A 19880-nucleotide genomic window follows, 5' to 3' on the forward strand; every position below is an offset into this window, starting at 1 on the left:
ATTTAAAAATGGTATGCGTTTTTATCTGTAACACAAAAATCTAATTTTATATCATTTATATATATGTCTTCAATTAATTTTTCAGGATTAAAAAAGGAAAGACCAATTTTTATGGTTTCTGGTTTGCATTCTTTCAAGAAATTATCATAGAAACCTTTTCCATATCCTACACGGTTTCCTTCTTCATCGTAGGCTAATAGCGGGATAAAAACAACATCTATTTTGCTAGAAGGGACTTCAATTCCGTCTACAGGTTCTGGAATATTATAGTTGTTTTTTTTAATTCGAGTATTGTCAGTTAGTAAGATATGCGTCATAGTTATCGTTTCAAAATTGGATTTTGAAACGATAACCTCTTTATCTTTTCCTGCTAAAATTTGTAGTATGTATTCTGTGTTAACTTCCTTTTGCTCTTCAATGGGTAAAAAAACATGAAAATATATTTTCTCCCAAATATCTAAACGTAGTAATTGATTCGCTATCGCTAAGCTTTTTTCTTCAATTTCTTCAAAAGTCAACTTTTCTCTTTCTGCTTTATACTTTTTCCTTATTTCTTTCTTTATCATTTATAGACAGTTTTAATTCGTCTATAAAAGTAGTTAAATGTTCAACTTCTACATGATACATCAATACAATTTTATACCATTTATTATCTTCATTATGTTGTTGAGGAACTAAATCGTATTTTTCTGCAAGATGATGAGGGATGTTTTTAGCTTGAATAGTGACTATATTCATATTCGGCTCACGAAAGTAAGGGATGTCTAATTTGTCTAATTCATTACAAAGAAACTTTGTTCTCATTTGTAGTATGCTAACTTTTTCAAACCAACCAAATGGGCCATAGGTAAATAGAATCATCCAAACAGCGACAGCATTCGCTCCAGATCTACTTCCGCATAGTGTTAAATCCATTCCTTCAACATATTCGGCCTCTTTTGTTAGTACATTTTCAATTAATCCTTTTCTGCAAATGAAAACACCTGTTCCATAAGGAGCTTGGAGCATTTTATGTGCGTCTATAGTTATAGAGCTTATCTTTGGATTACTGAAATTTATTGATGAGTTTTCATTGCTAAAAGGATAAACAAAACCTCCATAGGCACCATCAATATGTAATTTATAGGCTACACTGTGTTTTTCTAGAACCATAATATAATCATCAGGATTGTCTACAGAACCGAACATAGTTGTTCCTAAATTTGATATGGCAATAAAATATTTTTTTCCTTTAGATTTAGCTCCTGTAATTATGTTATCAAGATTTTGAATCTCGATTGCTCTACTGTTAAAGTTTACAGGAATTTTTATCCAATCAATTTGTAATAAATTGGCAGCTTTAGGGATAGAGTAATGTGTGTCTTCAGAAGCAAGAATTGCAATTTCATCTGCTTTAGCATCAAAATGATTCATGAAATAATTTCTAAATATCCAAATGGCTTGAATATTTGCTTCCGTGCCACCTGGAGCAATATAACCATCAAATTCATTTTCTTTTGCCTTGAAAACATCAACAGCAAGAACATTTAGTACTTCTCTTTCTATTTCTTGAGTTCCGCTAAATGCCGTTTCTGAAGTTCCAAAAGTATGGCAACCAATGTTGTTAGGATTAGCAACATAAGTTTGCAATGTTGGTGCGTCTTTTAAAAAAGGAGCATCATCATAAAATACTTGTCCGTCTAGTTTTGAAGCAGGATAACCTAATGAAGCGTCATTAGAGAAGTTTACATTTTCTTGTAAAGCTTTTTGGACTCTTGCTTTAAGTTGTTCTTGTTTTAATTTTTTCCAAAATATCATTTGTCTAGTGGTTTTTTGCAAAGCTAAGGCATACTAAACAAACAAAAATATGATATTTGTTAGTTTTCTGTTTCTAATTGTGTTGATATGTGAAAAATAGCATCACCTTGATAAACGATGGGTGCATCATTTACGTTAATTAAATAACCATCATTTGGAGCTTTAACTTTATTTTCAGTTTTCCCAAAAGGATCTGATATAGTAGCTAAAATTGTCCCTTTTTTTACAAAAGTCCCAATCTTGATAAGGCCAATAAACATGCCAGAAAAGTGAGCTCTTATCCAATAAGATTTTTCAATGTAAATTGTTTTTTGAACATTTTGATTGGCAACTTTTTTAGGATTTAACATGTCTAAATGAGAGAGAAAACGTTTAGAGCCTTCAACGCCATCTCTAGTAATTTCCGAATTTAAGTCTAATGATTTTCCGCCTTCAAAAAGTAACATTTTTACATTTAAACGTGTGCACGCATTTCTGAAAGAGCCATGAATGTTTTTAGAATAAAGAGTAAATGGTGCATTGAAGATTGTTGCAAGTTCTTTTAATTCTAAATCATTTGGAACAATTCGAATTTGAGAAGCATTAAATCGACTGGCTCCACCTGCATGGAAATCGATAGCATAGTCAACAATAGGAATTATTTCTTTTACCAAGAAATGTGCAAATCGGCTAGCCAAAGAGCCATTTTTACTTCCTGGAAAAACCCTATTTAAATCGCGACCATCTGGAAACTGTCTGCTTTGATTTACGAATCCGAAAATATTAATGATAGGAATACAAATTACAGTGCCTCGTTTCGGTTTGTTTATTTTTCGAATAATAAGCTGACGAACAATTTCAGTACCGTTAATTTCATCACCATGTAAACCTGCGCTAAATAAAACAATCGGGCCATCAATTTTAGATCGTTCAATAATTATTGGAATTTTAAGTTTGGTCGTAGTGTGAAGTTTTGCAATTTCTACATCTATAGTTTTACTTTCTCCAGGTAAGATAGATTGTCCTAATAATTCAATTGCTTTGTTTTTCATCTCATTAAATTGTGAAGAAGTAAAAGTAGAAATTAAATTCGGATTTTGTAAATTTGTTCAATGCAAACACCACTTGAGCTTCAAATACAAACATTGCCTGATAATCCTGGAGTTTATCAATATTTTGATAAAGATGAGAAGATATTATATGTAGGTAAAGCCAAAAACTTAAAGAAACGAGTACAATCCTATTTTACTAAGAATCATGATAATTATAAAACATCGGTTCTAGTAAAGAAGATTGTGTCCATAAAACATATTGTTGTTCCAACAGAAACCGATGCACTTTTGTTAGAGAATAACTTAATAAAAAAACTACAACCTCGTTATAATGTCCTGTTAAAAGACGACAAAACCTATCCTTGGATTTGTATTAAAAGAGAGCCTTTTTCAAGAATTTTCCCAACAAGGAATATGGTAAAAGATGGTTCTGAATATTTCGGACCTTATACTAGTTTTAAGACCGTTAATACGCTTTTGGATTTAATAAAAGAATTGTATCCACTTCGAACATGTAGTTATGATTTGTCTAAAGGTAATATAGATTCAGGTAAATATAAAGTGTGTTTGGAATATCATATAGGAAATTGTAAAGGGCCATGTGAAGGCTATGAATCTTTAGAAGAATATCAGAATCAGGTGAATGCGATTCGTGAGATTTTAAAAGGAAACTTTAAAGAGAGTTTAAAAGATTTCAAAACGTTAATGACCACTTTAGCTTCTGAAATGATGTTTGAGGAAGCACAAAAAATTAAAGAAAAAATAGAAGTTTTAGAAAATTATCAATCACGATCAACAATTCTAAACCCTAAAATATCCAATATTGATGTTTTTTCTATTGTTTCAGATGAAGGTATGGCATATGTGAATTTCTTGCAAATTTCCCATGGTGCAATTATACGTTCTCATACTATGGAAATAAAGAAAAAATTAGAAGAAACAGACGAAGAATTGCTAGAATTAGCAATTGTAGAACTGAGAGAACGTTTTCATTTATTAACCAGGGAAATAGTTGTTCCTTTTGAAGTTGATTTAGGAGAAAATGTAAAAATTACGGTACCTAAACTAGGAGATAAAAAGCAAATTTTAGATTTGTCTATTCGAAATGCTAAATTTTATAGAATGGATCAATTAAAGCAAATTAAAATTGTAGATCCAGATAGACATGCAAATAGAATAATGGCACAAATGAAAAAAGATTTACGTCTTTCTGTTGAACCGAGACATATTGAATGTTTTGATAACTCTAATATTCAAGGAACAAATCCTGTAGCTGCTTGTGTAGTTTTTAAAAATGGAAAAGCGAGTAAGAAAGATTATCGTCATTTTAATATTAAAACAGTAGAAGGGCCTGATGATTTTGCGTCTATGGAAGAAGTGGTATACAGAAGATACAAACGACTGTTAGATGAAAAAGAGGAGCTTCCTCAATTAATTATTATCGATGGAGGAAAAGGACAGCTATCATCAGCTTTAAAAAGTTTGGATGATTTAGGGCTTAGAGGGAAAATTGCAATCGTTGGAATTGCAAAACGATTAGAAGAGCTTTTTTATCCAGATGATCCGATCCCTTTATATTTAGATAAAAAATCGGAAACATTAAAAATTATTCAACAATTAAGGAATGAAGCGCACCGATTTGGTATTACACATCATAGAGATAAAAGAAGTAAATCGGCATTAAAAAACTCATTAGAATCGATACCAGGAATTGGAGAAAAAACAATGATAACGTTATTAAAACACTTTAAAAGTGTTAAAAGATTACAAAAAGCAACTGAAAATGAAATTTCTGATGTTGTTGGTGCTTCTAAAGCCAAAAAAATTACCGACTTTTACATGACTATAAATAAACCACTGCTATAATGAAAAAAACGTTCTTGTTATTAAGCCTATTTCTATTTTTCCAAATCAGCTTAGCACAAGAGGATTCAGTTCAAAAAACACGACCAAAAGTAGGACTCGTTCTTAGTGGAGGTGGTGCGAAAGGATTAGCTCATATTGGAGTTCTAAAAGTAATCGATTCTATGGGGATAAAGATAGATTATATTGGTGGAACAAGTATGGGGGCAATTATTGGAGGTTTGTACGCTTCTGGATATTCAGCAAAAGAATTGGATTCGATTTTTACTACATTAGATGTTGATGCTTTATTACAAGATTTTACACCAAGAGATTCTAAAAGTTTTTATGAAAAACGAAATGACGAAATGTATGCTCTTACCTTGCCTTTTGATAAATTTAAAGTAGGATTGCCTTCAGGGCTTTCAAAAGGACTTTATAATTTCAATTTGCTTTCAAGACTTACAATGTCTGTTAATAATATTCATGATTTTAATGATTTGCCGATCCCTTTTTTCTGTATAGCAACAAATATTGAGAATGGAAAAGAAGTGGTTTTAGATAAGGGAATACTACCACAAGCTATGATTGCCAGTGGAGCGATACCTACATTGTATAATCCAATTGAAATAAATGGAAAAGTATTAGTAGACGGAGGTGTAGTAAATAATTACCCTGTCGAGCTAGTGCGAAAAATGGGTGCAGATATTGTTATAGGTGTGGATGTTCAGGATGGTCTAAAAAACAGAGAACAGTTACAAGAAGCTACAGATCTTTTAGTGCAGGTATCTAACTTTTCTATGATTGAAAAAATGGAAGCTAAAAGAAAAGTAACAGATATTTATATAAAACCTGACATTAGAGGATATAATGTTGTTTCTTTTGAAAAAGGAAAAGAAATAATTCCTAAAGGTGTAAGTGCAGCTTTAAAATTCTCAGCAGAATTAAAAGAGTTGGTTGTGCAAAAAAGTGCAAATAATAAAAAAGACAATCCGCGAGAGGTTTTAAATATAAAGGAGATTAATGTCAACGATTTAGAGAATTATACGAGAGCATATGTTTTAGGAAAGTTAAAATTTAAACCAGAATCTAAAATAAGTTTCGAAACTTTAGAAAAAGGAATAAATAATCTGAATGCAACTCAAAACTTTAGTTCTATTGTCTATTCTTTTCAAAAAAATGGAGATGGAGAAGATGTTATTTTTAATTTGAAAGAGAAAAGGAGTAACATGTTCTTAAAGTTTGGATTGCATTATGATGACTTATTTAAAAGTGGTGTGTTAATTAACTTTACAAAGAAAAAGTTATTAAAAAGGAATGATGTTCTTTCTTTAGATGTTGTCTTAGGTGATAATTTCAGATATAACATAGATTATTATATCGATAATGGATTCTACTGGAGCTTTGGAATAAAATCTAAATATTCCTATTTTAGTAAAAATGTACCGAATGATTTTAATAACGGATTTACACTTTCTTCACTTGGAATTAATTCATTAAACGTTAATTATTCAGATTTAAGTAATCAAGTATATTTGCAGACTATTTTTGCTCAAAAATTCTCAATTGGAACAGGAGTAGAGTTAAAACATTTAAAAATTGACTCTCCAACGCTTCAAAATATACGTCCTATTTTTGATAATAGTGATTATTTTTCGATATATGGATACATGAAATTTGATTCTTTTAATCAGAAATACTTCCCTAAAAAAGGATGGTATTTTAACGGAGAAGTAAAAACATACTTATACTCATCAGATTATAATAATGAGTTCGATGAGTTTACTATGGCAAAAGCAGATATGGGAATAGCATATACTTTTTTGAATAAAATTACTTTTAAACTACTTGCAGAAGGTGGTTTTTCTATTGGAGAAAACAGGGCGAATTATTTAGACTTTGCACTTGGAGGATATGGTTTTGCACCTATTAATAATTTAAGACCGTTTTATGGGTATGACTTTGTGGGGCTTATAGGAGATAGTTATGTAAAAGGGACATTCGAATTAGATTATGAGTTTTATAAGAAACATCACGTTAATTTTAATGGAAATTATGCAAATATTGGATATGCAATATTTGAAAGCTTAGAAGGTTGGTTCTCAAAACCAAATTATAGTGGTTATGCTTTTGGGTATGGATATGATTCGTTAATTGGACCTTTAGAAATAAAGCATTCTTGGTCTCCAGAAACTGGCGATCATCATACTTGGTTTACAGTTGGTTTTTGGTTTTAAAAATTGAAAAATATTTACGATATTTGTATAATTATGAAATTACATTGGTCAGAATTGTTATCGCACCTCAAATTCCTTATCAAGAGAAATCCTGAATGAGTAGCATAATTGTGCAAATTAGTCAATGCAGATGTTTATAACCTTTGCATTTGTTTATTGTTAAATTTTTAAAATTAAAAATTATGCCATTTTATCATAAATTAGGAGAAATTCCACCGAAACGTCATACACAATTCCGAAAACCAAACGGCGATTTATATTACGAGCAGTTATTTGGAACAGTTGGTTTTGACGGAATGTCTACAAATTCATACCACGAACATAGACCAACACAGGTTAAAGAAATTAAAGCTCAATATAGTATTAAGCCAAAAATAGCAAAAGAAAACAACATTCAGTCCTATCGATTGAGAGGTTTTCAAGTTGCACCTCAAGATGATTATTTAGAGAGTCGAAAAATTGTTTTAACCAATTCAGATTGTCATATTGCTTTAGCAGCACCAAAAAAATCAACTACTGAATATTTTTATAAAAATACAGATTCAGATGAAATGATTTTCATTCATCGTGGAACGGGTAAGTTAAGAACCATATACGGAAATCTTGATTTTAAGTATGGAGATTATTTAATTATTCCGCGAGGAATTATTTATAAAATAGATTTTGATACGGAAGACAACCGTTTGTTTATAGTTGAATCTCATTCGCCAATCTATACTCCAAAACAATATCGAAACTGGTTTGGTCAATTGTTAGAACATTCTCCATATTGTGAAAGAGATATTCGACGTCCTTATGAATTAGAGACGAATAACGAAAAAGGAGAATTTCTTATAAAAGTTAAAAAGAAAGATGAAATTTTTGATATGATATATGCGACACATCCATTTGATGTTGTTGGATATGACGGTTTCAATTATCCTTATGCGTTGTCAATTCATGATTTTGAACCTATAACAGGAAGAATTCATTTGCCACCACCAATTCATCAAACTTTTGAAACAAATGCCTTTGTAATTTGTTCTTTTGTGCCAAGACTATATGATTATCACCCATTATCGATACCTGCACCGTATAATCATAGTAATATAGATGCCGATGAGGTATTGTATTATGTAGATGGGGATTTTATGAGCCGTAATGACATCGAAGCAGGTCATATATCTTTGCATCCTGCTGGAATTGCTCACGGACCACATCCTGGAGCAGCAGAACGAAGCATTGGTAAAACAGAAACACAAGAATTAGCAGTTATGGTCGATACTTTTAAACCATTAATGGTTACAGAAGAAGCTATGAAAATAGCAGATGAGAAGTATTATCAATCTTGGTTAGATTAATTTAATAAACACAACACTAAGAACACTTATTGTTCACAAAATATATTATTATGAGTAAAGAAGTAAAATCAGTAAACTACGGTTTAGAGAAAATATTCGAAGGAGCGCAAGATTTCCTTCCCCTTTTAGGAACAGATTATGTAGAATTTTATGTAGGTAACGCAAAACAAGCTGCTCATTTCTACAAAACAGCATTCGGATTTCAATCATTAGCCTATAGAGGATTGGAAACAGGTTCTAGAGATTCTGTAAGCTATGTGTTAGTTCAAGATAAAATACGCTTAGTGTTAACAACTCCTTTAAATAGCTCATCTCCAATTAATGATCATATTGTTAAGCATGGTGATGGTGTTAAAGTAGTTGCACTGTGGGTAGAAGACGCTAGAAGTGCCTATGAAGAAACTACAAAGCGTGGTGCAAAATCATTCATGGAGCCTGTAGTTGAAAAAGATGAGCATGGAGAAGTAATTAGAGCAGGTATTTATACCTATGGTGAAACAGTTCATATGTTTGTTGAACGTAAAAACTATAGTGGTACATTTATGCCAGGGTTTAAAGAATGGAAATCAGATTATAACCCTACAAGTGTTGGCTTGAAATATATTGACCACATGGTTGGTAATGTGGGTTGGGGAGAAATGAATACTTGGGTAAAATGGTATGAAGATGTTATGGGGTTTGAGAACTTCCTTTCGTTTGATGATAAACAAATCCATACGGAATATTCAGCTTTAATGAGTAAAGTAATGAGTAATGGTAATGGAAGAGTTAAGTTTCCAATTAATGAACCTGCAAAAGGAAATAAACGTTCTCAAATTGAAGAATATTTAGATTTCTATGAAGGTCCAGGTGTTCAGCATATTGCTGTGGCAACAGATGATATTATAAAAACGGTTAGTGAATTGAAGGCTAGAGGTATTGAGTTTTTGCCACCACCACCACAAGCATATTACGATGGTATTCCAGAAAGATTAGGAGTGCACCGTGACATGATGAAAGAAGACATCAGCGAATTGCAAAAATTATCAATTATGGTAGATGCAGATGAAGAAGGATATTTGCTACAGATTTTCACTAAGCCTGTTGAAGATAGACCAACCTTGTTTTTTGAAATAATTCAAAGAATGGGAGCTAGAGGTTTTGGTGCAGGTAACTTTAAAGCACTTTTTGAGTCAATTGAAAGAGAACAAGCATTGCGAGGTACATTATAAAAAAGCAATATTTTTTTATATTATTAAAAAATAATCAATTTCGTTAAAGATATTTCTGTTAAAATGGTTAAAGTTGTTGTTTTGGTGAGAAATATTTAAAAAACTATATACATTTGCACTCGCAAAAAAGAGGTAGTTAGAGCCTTTTTAATTTGTTAGTAAATTTTCATAATTTATAGTTTTTGGTTGGTTAATAGCATAAAAACTCAGTCATAATTTTGACTGGGTTTTTTTGTTTCTTATTTTTGGAACAGAAATTGCATTTACATTCTAAAAAAACTTTAGATTATGAAAAAACTTATTTTACTTTTAGTCGTTTTTGTTACTACAAATTCATTCGTAGAGAAGGAAAGATCTTTTGGAACAGGAGAGTTTATAAAGCTCAGAATACATTACGGATTGGTAAATGCTGGATTCGCTTCATTAGAAGTTAAGGAATCAACTCGTAATAATAGAAAAGTACATCATGTTGAAGGAAAAGGCTGGACAGTTGGTATGGCTAAATTTTTCTTTGAAGTTAAAGATGATTATCAAAGTTTTTTTGATAAAGAAACAGGTAGGCCTTATCAGTTTTTAAGAAAAATTGATGAAGGAGGTTATACCAAATATCAAGAAGGTTTTTTTAATCAAAATAATAGTACTGTTAGAGTTAAAGATTATAAAAACAATACAGAAAATACATTTTCAGTACCAGAAAATGTGCAAGACATTGTTTCTGCTTTTTATTATTTAAGAAATCATCCAGAAGTAGATAATTTAAAAAATGGAGAATCTATCGCAATAGATATGTTTTTTGATGATGAAACTACAAAGTTTAAGTTAAAATATCTTGGTGAAGAAAATATAAAAACTAAATTTGGGAAAATTTCTTGTAAAATCTTCCGTCCTTATGTTCAAGCAGGTAGAGTTTTTAAAGAAGAGGAGAGTTTAACAGTTTGGATTTCAAATGACGACAATAAAATACCTGTTCGTGTAAAAGCGAGTTTAGCTGTAGGTTCGTTAAAAGCAGATTTAGATAGTTATAGTAATTTAAAACACGCGATTAATTTCAAATAATGGAAATAACACCCGAAAGAATTCATCAATTAGAACAAATTGAAAAAAAATACAATGCAATAAACCAAAGCACAGATACTCATCTTGAGGGTTTGTTGTGGTCGAAACCCATAACTTATTGGGACTATATTCAGACTGATGCTTTGTTGAACTTACAGATTCAAAGAACAACATTGCCAGACGAAATGGTTTTTATAATGTATCATCAAGTTAACGAGTTATTGTTTAAAATGATTCTTTGGGAAATTGATCAATTAGCGCATACGGAAAAACCAACAACTAACTTCTTTGAAGAAAGATTAGGAAGAATAAGTAGATATTTCGATATGTTAACGACTTCGTTTACAATAATGACAGACGGAATGGAACCAGAGCAGTATCTGAAATTTAGAAACACATTAACACCTGCAAGTGGATTTCAAAGTGCTCAATATAGATTAATTGAATTTGCATCAACAGACTTAATAAATCTTATTGACTATCGCTTTAGAGCTACCATTGATAGAAATACTCCCTATGAACATGCATTTGAACACTTGTATTGGCAAGCCGCAGGAAAAGATTATAAAACAGGAGAAAAATCATACTTGTTGAAGCAATTTGAAAATAAGTATAAAAAGGAATTCTTAGATTTCATGGAAGAGTATAATACCATAAATTTATGGAGAAAATACAAACAACTTCCAGAGGAATCTCAAAAAAGTGAAAGCCTTATTAATGCAATGAGACACCTTGATAAAACTATAAATATTACATGGGTGATGGGGCATTTTAATGCAGCTAAAAAGTATATTGAAAGTGTCCCAGGTAATCATGAAGCAACTGGAGGGAGTGACTGGAAAAAATATATGCTTCCAAAATATCAAAAGAGAATATTCTTTCCAGAATTATGGTCTAAAGAAGAATTAGAAAACTGGGGAGAAGAATTATAAAATTATTTAAATACTGCTACATTGAAATACCTACCACTACTATTTTTATCATTGTTTTTATTCATTTCTTGTAATGATGTAAAAGAAAAAGAAGTTAAGAAACCAAAAGTTAAAGTTAATACAGAGCCTATTGTTAAAGAATATGGATTTGTTTTTAATGATTATAAAGTGATAAGAGACACCATCAAATCAGGTGATAATTTAAGTTTAATATTTGGTAAATTTGATTTGCCAGATAGTTTAAGAACCTTTGATGCTGTTGAAAAAGTAAAAGATTCATTCAACCCTAGAATGATAAAAATAGGAAAGCCGTATTTGTTATTTTTAGATAAGAAGAAACCTAATGAGCTAAATGCTCTTGTTTATGTAAAAAACAAGATTGAATATGCTGTAATCGATTTTAGAGACTCAGTACAAGTTAATAATAAAAAGAAACCAACGTCTTTAAAAAGAAGAACAATTGCTGCGGAAATTGAAGGTTCGTTGTCTGAAACGCTTTCTAAACAAGGCGTAAGCCAAGCTTTTGCTACAAAGTTGGCTAAAGTCTATGAGTATTCCATAGATTTCTTTAAAATACAGAAAGGTGATAAATTCTCTGTCACAATAAATGAAAGATATATTGAAGATTCAATTTATGTTGGAATTGAAAGTGTAGAATCTACCTATTTTCAACATAGAGGAAATGATTATTATGCATTTCCATATAAGTTAAAACCAGAGCAAGCTTATCCAGATTACTACGATGAAAAAGGAAATGGACTTAAGAGTATGTTTTTAAAATCCCCTTTGGATTATTTTAGAATATCTTCTCGTTTCTCTGGTAGACGTTTTCATCCTGTTCAGAAAAGATGGAAAGCACACAATGGAACAGATTATGCGGCGGCACATGGAACGCCTATAAAAGCGACAGCTACAGGTGTGGTAGAAAGAGCAGGTTATACCTCTGGAAACGGTAACTATGTTAAGATTAGACATAATGGTACCTATTCAACGCAATACCTACACATGTCAAAAATATTAGTTAAAAACGGACAGCACGTTTCTCAAGGGCAAGTTATAGGGAAGGTGGGAAGTACTGGTTTAGCAACAGGACCACATGTTTGTTATAGGTTCTGGAAGAATGGTGTGCAAGTTGATCCATTTCGTCAGCAGTTACCTAATGCAGAACCCATGAATGACAAGGATAAAACAATATATTTAAAACATATTGAGCCACTTCGAAAAGAACTTGATAGTGTAATAAAAGTAAAATTTAAGAAATAATGGCATTAGCAATAAATAATCCTACTAATTCAGTAGCTTGGAAAAAGTTAGAAGCGCATTTTGAAGAAATTAAGAACCTTTCAATGAAAGAAATGTTCTCTTCGGATAGTGCAAGAGCTGAAAAGTTTCATATTGAATGGAATGATTTTATTGTAGATTATTCTAAAAATAAGATCACACAAGAAACGATTGATTTATTGCTAGAACTGGCTAATGAAATAGGATTAAAAAAAGCAATCGAAGGCTATTTTTCTGGAGAAATAATAAATCAGACAGAAAACAGAGCTGTATTGCATACTGCTTTAAGAGCAACGGAAAATGAGAAGGTGTATGTAGAAGGGAAAAATATAGTTCCAGAGATTTTTGAAGTAAAGAAAAGTATTGAGGTTTTTACAAATGAAATAGTTGAAGGAAAACGAAAAGGTTTTACGGGTAAATCGTTTACAGATGTAGTGAATATTGGAATTGGAGGTTCAGATCTTGGTCCGGCAATGATTGTTGAAGGATTGCAGTATTATAAAAATCATTTAAATGTTCATTTTGTATCCAATGTAGATGGAGATCATGTAAATGAAGTATTAAAGAAAATAAATCCAGAAACGACACTCTTTGTAATTGTGTCAAAAACCTTTACAACACAGGAAACACTGTCTAATGCAGAAACTATAAGAGAATGGTTTTTGCAAGAAGCTAAGCTAGAAGATGTGGCTAAACATTTTGTTGCTGTTTCGACAAATATAAAAAATGTTACTGAATTTGGTATCGCCAAGGAAAATATTTTCCCGATGTGGGATTGGGTTGGTGGACGTTTTTCATTGTGGAGTGCTGTGGGGCTAAGTATAAGTTTGTCAGTTGGCTATGATAATTTCAATAAATTACTAAAAGGGGCAAATAAAATGGATAATCATTTTAAAGAAGCTCCATTTGAAGATAATATTCCAGTTATCTTAGCAATGCTAAGTATATGGTATAATAACTTTTTTAATGCAGAAACAGAAGCTATAATTCCATATACGCAATATTTACAAAAATTAGCACCTTATTTGCAGCAAGGTATAATGGAGAGTAATGGAAAAAGTGTTGGTAGAGATGGAAAACTAGTTAACTATCAAACAGGAACTATAATTTGGGGAGAGCCAGGGACAAATTCACAACATGCTTTTTTTCAACTAATACACCAAGGGACTAAGTTAATTCCAACCGATTTTATTGGGTTCAAGAAATCGTTACATGGAAATAAGGGACATCATGACAAATTAATGTCCAATTTTTTTGCGCAAACAGAAGCCTTGTTAATGGGTAAAAATGAAAATAAAGTAAGAGAAGAATTAAATGAAGCGGGTATGTCTTCTGAGCGAGCAGATTACCTATTGCCTTTTAAGGTTTTTCAAGGTGATAAACCAACAAATACTTTATTGATTGATAAGCTTTCTCCTGAAAGTTTAGGAGCGTTAGTGGCATTATATGAACACAAAATATTTGTTCAGGGAATTGTATGGAATATTTTTAGTTACGACCAATGGGGGGTAGAATTAGGTAAGCAATTAGCGAATTCTATTCTAACCGAGTTGAATGACAAAAAAATTAACACTCATGATAGCTCAACAAATTTCTTATTACGTAAATATATTTCTTAAATTATATAGATAATAAGGAACTTATATGCCAATTTGTTATATATTGCTAATAAATGTATAACAAAGTTCGTAAATAAGTAAATGTTAAGGATATCGTAAAATTTAACATTAAGTTAACATTGAAAAGAGTCTTAAGTGTGAAATTTGCAAAAAAATCACATAACAGATGAAAATTTTTAATAAACTAACATTTTTCGGGTTCTTTTTTCTAATAACCCTTACTGCTTTTTCTCAATCGAGAGTATCAGGATCGGTTGTTGATGCAAGTTTCAATGAGCCTTTACCAGGAGCAAACGTTGTTATTAAAGGAACAAAAGATGGTTCTACAACAGGTTTCGATGGTAAATTTACAATTTCAACTTCTGTAACTTCAGGAGAGATTGTTGTTTCTTACTTAGGCTTTAAAACAAAAACAATTCCATTTACAGTTACAGGTAGTAGTGTGAATTTGGGTAATATAATGCTTTCTGCTGATGAAAATCAATTAGAAGGGATTGTATTGGTAGGTACAGGTATTATTGATTTGGCTTCAGATAGAAAAACACCAATTGCTGTTTCAACGATTAAAGCTGCAGAGATTCAGGCTAAGGTAGGTACTTCTGATATTACACAAGCTTTAGTTAATACGCCATCTGTTTATGTAGCAGACCAATCTAGAGGATATGGGGATTCTAATATTAGAGTTCGTGGATTCGAGCAAGATAATACTGCGGTATTAATTAATGGACAGCCAGTAAACGGTATGGAAGACGGTTTAGTGTATTGGTCAAACTGGTCAGGCTTAACAGATATTGCTAATGGAATTCAAATTCAAAGAGGTTTAGGTTCTTCGAAATTAGCTATTTCTTCTGTTGGTGGAACTATTAATATTGTAACGAGAGCTACAGATAAAAAAGAAGGTGGTTTTGCTTCATTAGGTGTTGCAAATAATAGCTATTTTAAAACGTTAGCAGGATATAATACAGGTTTAAACGATAAAGGATGGGGAATGAGTATTATGATGTCTCATTGGCAAGGTGAAGGATATACAATAGGAACTCAAGGCCAAGGACAAAATTATTTCATCTCAGTAGGATATAAGCCTAGTGATAAACATAATTTTAATTTTTTATTAACTGGTGCTCCTCAATATCATAATCAAAGTTTTTCTCAAAGTATAAGTACTTTCTTAGAAAAAGGCAGAAAATTTAATGGTAACTGGGGTATTTCAAACGGAGAATTTAAAAGTGAAGTAGCGAATTATTATCACAAACCAGTAGCTAATTTAAACTGGGATTTTTCAATTTCTGATAAATCAAAATTATCTACTGTTATTTATGCTTCATGGGGAAGAGGTGGAAGTGTAGGAAGTGTAGGTAATAGAATAAGAACTGCAGATGGTCAAATTGATTTTGAACAGATTTATGCAAACAATATAGCAAGTCCAACAGGGGCATCTACTTACGCTTTAAGAAACTCAGTTAACAGTCATGAATGGTATGGTTTAATTACAAATTTTGAAACTAAATTATCAGACGTGCTTACTTTTAATGCAGGTTTAGATGTAAGAACATATAAAGGTATTCATTTCAGACAAATAACAGATTTGTTAGGTGCGGAGTATTATCTAGATACTAACAATGTTAATATACCTAATAATCAAATATCAGCGACTTTTGATTCTAATCCGTGGAATGCATTGTTTAATTATGCAGATACAGGAGAAAGATATGCTTGGGATTATGATGAAAGAATTACTTATGGAGGTGCCTTTTCTCAACTTGAATACTCAAATGATAAATTTTCTGCTTTCTTTCAAGGAGCAATATCTAATCAATCACACGTAAGATGGGATAGGTATCAATACTTACCTGAAAATGAAAAATCAGAAAATGTTAATAATGTTGGTTATAACGCTAAAGGAGGTCTTGCTTATAGATTTAATGAAAAAAATGTTGTTTATGGAAATGCAGGGTATTATTCTCGTCAACCATATCATGATAATATTTATTTAAATTTTGGAAATGACGTAAATCCATTAACGGAAAATGAAAAAATATTAGGTCTTGAATTAGGATATAGTTTTAGCTCTTCTTATTTTTCAGCTAACTTAAATGCTTACAGAACATCTTGGAAAGATAGAGTTACTTCTAGCTCTAATACAGCTACAGCTGGTCAAGTGATAGGTTCTACTACGTTAAATGAAGGCGATATATATTATGTTACTAATCAAGGTGTTGAACAATTACATTCAGGTGTTGAATTAGATTTTACAGCTAGACCAACTCAAAAACTTGATTTAAGAGGGTTCGCATCTATTGGTGATTGGCAATATAAAGGAGATGTAGTTACAGTTACAAGAGATCAAGATAGAAATGTTCTTGATGAAGTTAAAGAAGATGTTGATGGAGGTAAAGTTGGAGGTGCTGCTCAAACTTCATGGGGTCTAGGGATTAAATATGAAATTTTTACTCGTTTCAGTTTTGATATGGATTGGAGAAATTATAACAAATTATATTCTGATGTTGGTTCAGTAAAAGAAAATTTAGAATTACCAAAGTATGACTTAGTCGATGCTGGACTTTCTTATAAAATGTTGGTAGGAAAAGATGATAAAAATTCTGTTTCATTTAGATTTAACGTTAATAATGTATTTAATGAAATTTATTTAGCAAGTTTAACTACTACTAATGTTGCGCAAGTTGGGGATCAAACTTATAATGGAATTAAAGTGAATAATAGAGGTTATTTCGGTTTAGGAAGAACTTGGAATTTCTCTTTAAGATATGAATTCTAATTAGAATCAATATATTTATTAAACCGTTTAACAATTTTGTTAAACGGTTTTTTTTTATTTAGTATCTTTGTTAATAAACATTATAAAATTACAATCATGTATACAACTCTACAACCAGCACATTCTATTTTTGCTTACATTGTTTTAACAGTTTTGTTTCTTGCATCATTAAATGCAATTATGGGAATCGTTTCTAAAAAAAGATTCACAGATAAAGACTTAAGGATTTCTCTTTTTGCTATGATTTTAGCACACATGCAATTGTTAATCGGTTTTATTTTATATTTCATATCTCCTTTAGGATCTTCTTCTTTAGGACAAATGAAAGATTCAGCATTACGATTAACGTCTTTGGAACATCCATTAATTAACATTATCGGTTTAGTCTTAATTACAATAGGTTGGTCTAAGCATAAAAAAGAAGAAAGTGATAATGGTAAATTTAAGAAGATAGCCGTTTTCTACACATTAGGATTCCTTTTAATTTTATCAAGAATACCTTGGACAAATTGGTTTAATTAATTTGGTACATTATTTGACATACAAGAAGAAAATTAAAAACATGAAGTTATCTACAAAAATTATAAGTGTTTTATTTCTTCTTATCTTTATAAGTAGCTTTACTAATAATCACTCTAGGTGTATTATTGGTAAAGCTATTTTTTTTGACACTATAAAAAAGAATACTACTTTTAAGGATAGTACTTTGCAAGATAGTTCTCAAGTGGTTTTAGAATCATTTAAGAAAAATGTACATGCTTCTTACTATCATGATAAATTTAATGGAAGACGAACTGCAAGTGGTGAGAAGTTTAATAATAATCTTTATACAGCAGCGCATCGAAAGCTTAAATTTGGAACAAAGGTAAAAGTGACTAATACGGTAAATGACAAGAGTGTAATTGTTGTCATTAATGATAGGGGGCCTTTTGTTAAAGGCAGAGAGATAGATTTGTCAAAAAAAGCTTTTATGGAAATAGCAAAGAATAAAAATCGAGGCTATTTAGATGTCAATATAGAAATAGTAAAAGAGTAAAAATCAGCAGAAGCTGATTTTTTTTGCTTATAACTTTTAACAAAACTTTATGTTCGTTTAGTTCGGTGATTTGTGAACCAACTATATCTTTGCAAAAAATATTTTTATAATGCATGAAGAGAAACTAGAAATAATAGAATTATTGGGAGTTCATTTTGAACAACTTTATAATATTCCACCTTTGGCAGCAAGAATTTTAGGAACTTTAATTATCGATGGTTGTAAGAGTGGATTAACATTTGAAGATTTAGTTGAAAAAATGAAGGCGAGCAAAAGTTCAATTTCTACCAATTTGAATTTACTTCAAAAAATGGAAAAAATTAACTATTTCACAATTGTTGGTGATAGGAAAAAGTATTTCAAAGCAGCACCTTTAAGTGAACGATTAGAGAATTATTTAACATTAGTAAACAATGAAAAGATATTAATTGATAAAATTATCAATTATAGGGAAAAGAATATTTCTTGCAAACAGGAAGAAATAAACCTCCAAAACAGTTATGCTTATAAAGAACATATGTTAAAAGCGGAACAACTTTTAACGAATACTATAAATAAGTTTAAAGAAATAGAAATAAAAAACCAATCCAATAAATAATAGTTTCAAAATGAAAAAGAAGATATATTTTATAAGTGCATTAATTTTAGCAATTAGCTTAATCTCTTGTAATAAAAAGCAAGATGAAAAAAAAGGAAATGCTCCAATGCCTTATAAAGTCGTTCAAGTATCAAAAAGCAATACTACGTTACTTGCAGAATACCCAACTAAACTAGAAGGGATTACCGATATTGACATTCGCCCAAAAGTAGATGGTTATATTGAAAAAATATATGTAGATGAAGGGCAAGAAGTTAAAAAAGGACAATTATTGTTCAAGTTAGAGACACAAACAGCTACACAAGACGCAGGTGCTGCAAAAGCGAGAGTTGATATGGCTCAGGTAGAAGTTAATCGATTAATGCCTTTAGTGGAACGTAAAATTATTAGTGATGTACAATTAGAAACAGCTAAAGCAAATTTAGCTAGTGCAAAAAGTACGTATCAAAGTATAATTGCAAGAATAAACTATGCAACTATTAAAAGTCCAGTAAACGGAATCGTAGGAACACTACCACTTCGAATAGGAAGCTATGTAAGTAGTCAAACTGCAGAACCTTTAACTCGAATTTCAGATATTAGTAAAGTGTATGCTTATTTTTCAATAAATGAAAAAGAGCAATTAGATATAATGATGAATGCTGAAGGAAAAACTTTTCAAGATAAAATTGGAAAAATGCCAGCAGTAAATTTAGTTTTAAGTAATGGTTTAGCATATCAAGAGTCAGGGAAAATAGAAACATTTAGTGGTCAAGCCAATTCACAAACAGGTTCATTTAATGTAAGAGCAAGTTTTCCAAATCCAGCTAGACTATTACGTTCTGGAGGAAGTGGAGTTATTCAAATCCCAACTAATTTGAAAGATGTGATTTTAATTCCTCAAAATGCAACCGTAGAATTACAAGACAAAAGAATCGCATTAATAGTTGACAATGAAAGCAAGGTGAAATTTGTTCCTATTGAAGTTCGTGCAGTTCCTGGTGGAAAGTATTTTGTTGTAGATAAAGGATTAAATACAAATGATAAATTCCTAGTGGAAGGTGTTGGTATTATTACTGAAGGAACACCAATTAAGCCACAAGTAATTGACTTAAAACAATTAGATACTCCAAAAAAATAATTTA

At 31.0% G+C, this 19880-nt stretch carries 16 protein-coding genes; 13 read left to right on the forward strand and 3 right to left on the reverse strand.

The features are described from left to right. Window positions 1–2: 2 nt before the first annotated feature. From L2Z92_RS07150 to L2Z92_RS07160, 3 genes are read right to left on the reverse strand one after another with little or no spacing between them, the layout of a single operon-like run. Complete coding sequence (locus L2Z92_RS07150) at window positions 3–566, reverse strand: 5-formyltetrahydrofolate cyclo-ligase (protein ID WP_236458141.1); 564 nt, start codon at window positions 564–566, stop codon at window positions 3–5. Continuing rightward, on the reverse strand, window positions 535–1797 hold the full coding sequence (locus L2Z92_RS07155) for a pyridoxal-dependent decarboxylase (protein ID WP_236458142.1): 1263 nt from the start codon (window positions 1795–1797) through the stop codon (window positions 535–537). The genes L2Z92_RS07150 and L2Z92_RS07155 overlap by 32 nt, the downstream gene beginning before the upstream one ends. 59 nt (window positions 1798–1856) lie before the next feature. Beyond that, window positions 1857–2828: a succinylglutamate desuccinylase/aspartoacylase family protein gene (locus L2Z92_RS07160; RefSeq protein ID WP_236458143.1), complete on the reverse strand. Its 972-nt coding sequence runs from the start codon at window positions 2826–2828 to the stop codon at window positions 1857–1859. A 60-nt stretch (window positions 2829–2888) separates the two neighbouring features. On the opposite strand from L2Z92_RS07160, the gene uvrC reads away from it, so the two are divergent. The 13 genes from uvrC to L2Z92_RS07225 all read left to right on the forward strand — a co-directional run bounded on the left by uvrC (window position 2889) and on the right by L2Z92_RS07225 (window position 19876). Further along, the gene (gene uvrC, locus L2Z92_RS07165; protein ID WP_236458144.1) at window positions 2889–4694 is read left to right on the forward strand and encodes an excinuclease ABC subunit UvrC; all 1806 of its coding nucleotides are present in this window, start codon (window positions 2889–2891) and stop codon (window positions 4692–4694) included. Continuing rightward, entirely contained in the window at window positions 4694–6907 is a 2214-nt protein-coding gene (locus L2Z92_RS07170) for a patatin-like phospholipase family protein (RefSeq protein ID WP_236458145.1), read from the forward strand. Before uvrC ends, L2Z92_RS07170 begins: the two co-directional genes overlap by 1 nt. A gap of 182 nt (window positions 6908–7089) precedes the next feature. Beyond that, window positions 7090–8247, forward strand: coding sequence for a homogentisate 1,2-dioxygenase (locus L2Z92_RS07175; protein ID WP_236458146.1), 1158 nt, complete (start codon window positions 7090–7092; stop codon window positions 8245–8247). A 50-nt stretch (window positions 8248–8297) separates the two neighbouring features. Then, a complete protein-coding gene (gene hppD / locus L2Z92_RS07180; RefSeq protein WP_236458147.1) occupies window positions 8298–9458 on the forward strand; it encodes a 4-hydroxyphenylpyruvate dioxygenase in 1161 nt (386 codons plus the stop codon). 288 nt (window positions 9459–9746) lie between these two features. Next, entirely contained in the window at window positions 9747–10514 is a 768-nt protein-coding gene (locus L2Z92_RS07185; protein WP_236458148.1) for a DUF3108 domain-containing protein, read from the forward strand. Then, window positions 10514–11446: a tryptophan 2,3-dioxygenase family protein gene (locus L2Z92_RS07190; RefSeq protein ID WP_236458149.1), complete on the forward strand. Its 933-nt coding sequence runs from the start codon at window positions 10514–10516 to the stop codon at window positions 11444–11446. The genes L2Z92_RS07185 and L2Z92_RS07190 overlap by 1 nt, the downstream gene beginning before the upstream one ends. Window positions 11447–11467: 21 nt before the next feature. After that, the gene (locus L2Z92_RS07195; protein WP_236458150.1) at window positions 11468–12709 is read left to right on the forward strand and encodes a M23 family metallopeptidase; all 1242 of its coding nucleotides are present in this window, start codon (window positions 11468–11470) and stop codon (window positions 12707–12709) included. Then, window positions 12709–14346: a glucose-6-phosphate isomerase gene (gene pgi, locus L2Z92_RS07200; RefSeq protein ID WP_236458151.1), complete on the forward strand. Its 1638-nt coding sequence runs from the start codon at window positions 12709–12711 to the stop codon at window positions 14344–14346. The genes L2Z92_RS07195 and pgi overlap by 1 nt, the downstream gene beginning before the upstream one ends. A gap of 166 nt (window positions 14347–14512) precedes the next feature. Further along, a complete protein-coding gene (locus L2Z92_RS07205) occupies window positions 14513–17122 on the forward strand; it encodes a TonB-dependent receptor (protein WP_236458152.1) in 2610 nt (869 codons plus the stop codon). Window positions 17123–17218: 96 nt separating this feature from the next. Continuing rightward, entirely contained in the window at window positions 17219–17644 is a 426-nt protein-coding gene (locus L2Z92_RS07210; protein ID WP_236458153.1) for a hypothetical protein, read from the forward strand. Between the two features lie 40 nt (window positions 17645–17684). Beyond that, a complete protein-coding gene (locus tag L2Z92_RS07215) occupies window positions 17685–18158 on the forward strand; it encodes a septal ring lytic transglycosylase RlpA family protein (protein WP_236458154.1) in 474 nt (157 codons plus the stop codon). Between the two features lie 109 nt (window positions 18159–18267). Then, window positions 18268–18756: a GbsR/MarR family transcriptional regulator gene (locus L2Z92_RS07220; RefSeq protein ID WP_236458155.1), complete on the forward strand. Its 489-nt coding sequence runs from the start codon at window positions 18268–18270 to the stop codon at window positions 18754–18756. 10 nt (window positions 18757–18766) lie between these two features. Further along, window positions 18767–19876, forward strand: coding sequence for an efflux RND transporter periplasmic adaptor subunit (locus L2Z92_RS07225; RefSeq protein WP_236458156.1), 1110 nt, complete (start codon window positions 18767–18769; stop codon window positions 19874–19876). Window positions 19877–19880 lie beyond the last annotated feature (4 nt).

This window comes from Flavobacterium jumunjinense (assembly GCF_021650975.2).
Lineage (GTDB): Bacteria > Bacteroidota > Bacteroidia > Flavobacteriales > Flavobacteriaceae > Flavobacterium > Flavobacterium jumunjinense.

Bases quoted from the DNA above. Each gene is read 5' to 3' on its own strand.
- L2Z92_RS07155 (WP_236458142.1), bottom strand. From the start codon at position 1,797: ATGATATTTTGGAAAAAATTAAAACAAGAACAACTTAAAGCAAGAGTC.
- L2Z92_RS07205 (WP_236458152.1), top strand. From the start codon at position 14,513: ATGAAAATTTTTAATAAACTAACATTTTTCGGGTTCTTTTTTCTAATA.
- L2Z92_RS07160 (WP_236458143.1), bottom strand. From the start codon at position 2,828: ATGAAAAACAAAGCAATTGAATTATTAGGACAATCTATCTTACCTGGA.
- L2Z92_RS07225 (WP_236458156.1), top strand. From the start codon at position 18,767: ATGAAAAAGAAGATATATTTTATAAGTGCATTAATTTTAGCAATTAGC.
- hppD (WP_236458147.1), top strand. From the start codon at position 8,298: ATGAGTAAAGAAGTAAAATCAGTAAACTACGGTTTAGAGAAAATATTC.
- L2Z92_RS07185 (WP_236458148.1), top strand. From the start codon at position 9,747: ATGAAAAAACTTATTTTACTTTTAGTCGTTTTTGTTACTACAAATTCA.
- L2Z92_RS07190 (WP_236458149.1), top strand. From the start codon at position 10,514: ATGGAAATAACACCCGAAAGAATTCATCAATTAGAACAAATTGAAAAA.
- L2Z92_RS07175 (WP_236458146.1), top strand. From the start codon at position 7,090: ATGCCATTTTATCATAAATTAGGAGAAATTCCACCGAAACGTCATACA.
- uvrC (WP_236458144.1), top strand. From the start codon at position 2,889: ATGCAAACACCACTTGAGCTTCAAATACAAACATTGCCTGATAATCCT.
- pgi (WP_236458151.1), top strand. From the start codon at position 12,709: ATGGCATTAGCAATAAATAATCCTACTAATTCAGTAGCTTGGAAAAAG.
- L2Z92_RS07170 (WP_236458145.1), top strand. From the start codon at position 4,694: ATGAAAAAAACGTTCTTGTTATTAAGCCTATTTCTATTTTTCCAAATC.
- L2Z92_RS07210 (WP_236458153.1), top strand. From the start codon at position 17,219: ATGTATACAACTCTACAACCAGCACATTCTATTTTTGCTTACATTGTT.
- L2Z92_RS07215 (WP_236458154.1), top strand. From the start codon at position 17,685: ATGAAGTTATCTACAAAAATTATAAGTGTTTTATTTCTTCTTATCTTT.
- L2Z92_RS07150 (WP_236458141.1), bottom strand. From the start codon at position 566: ATGATAAAGAAAGAAATAAGGAAAAAGTATAAAGCAGAAAGAGAAAAG.
- L2Z92_RS07220 (WP_236458155.1), top strand. From the start codon at position 18,268: ATGCATGAAGAGAAACTAGAAATAATAGAATTATTGGGAGTTCATTTT.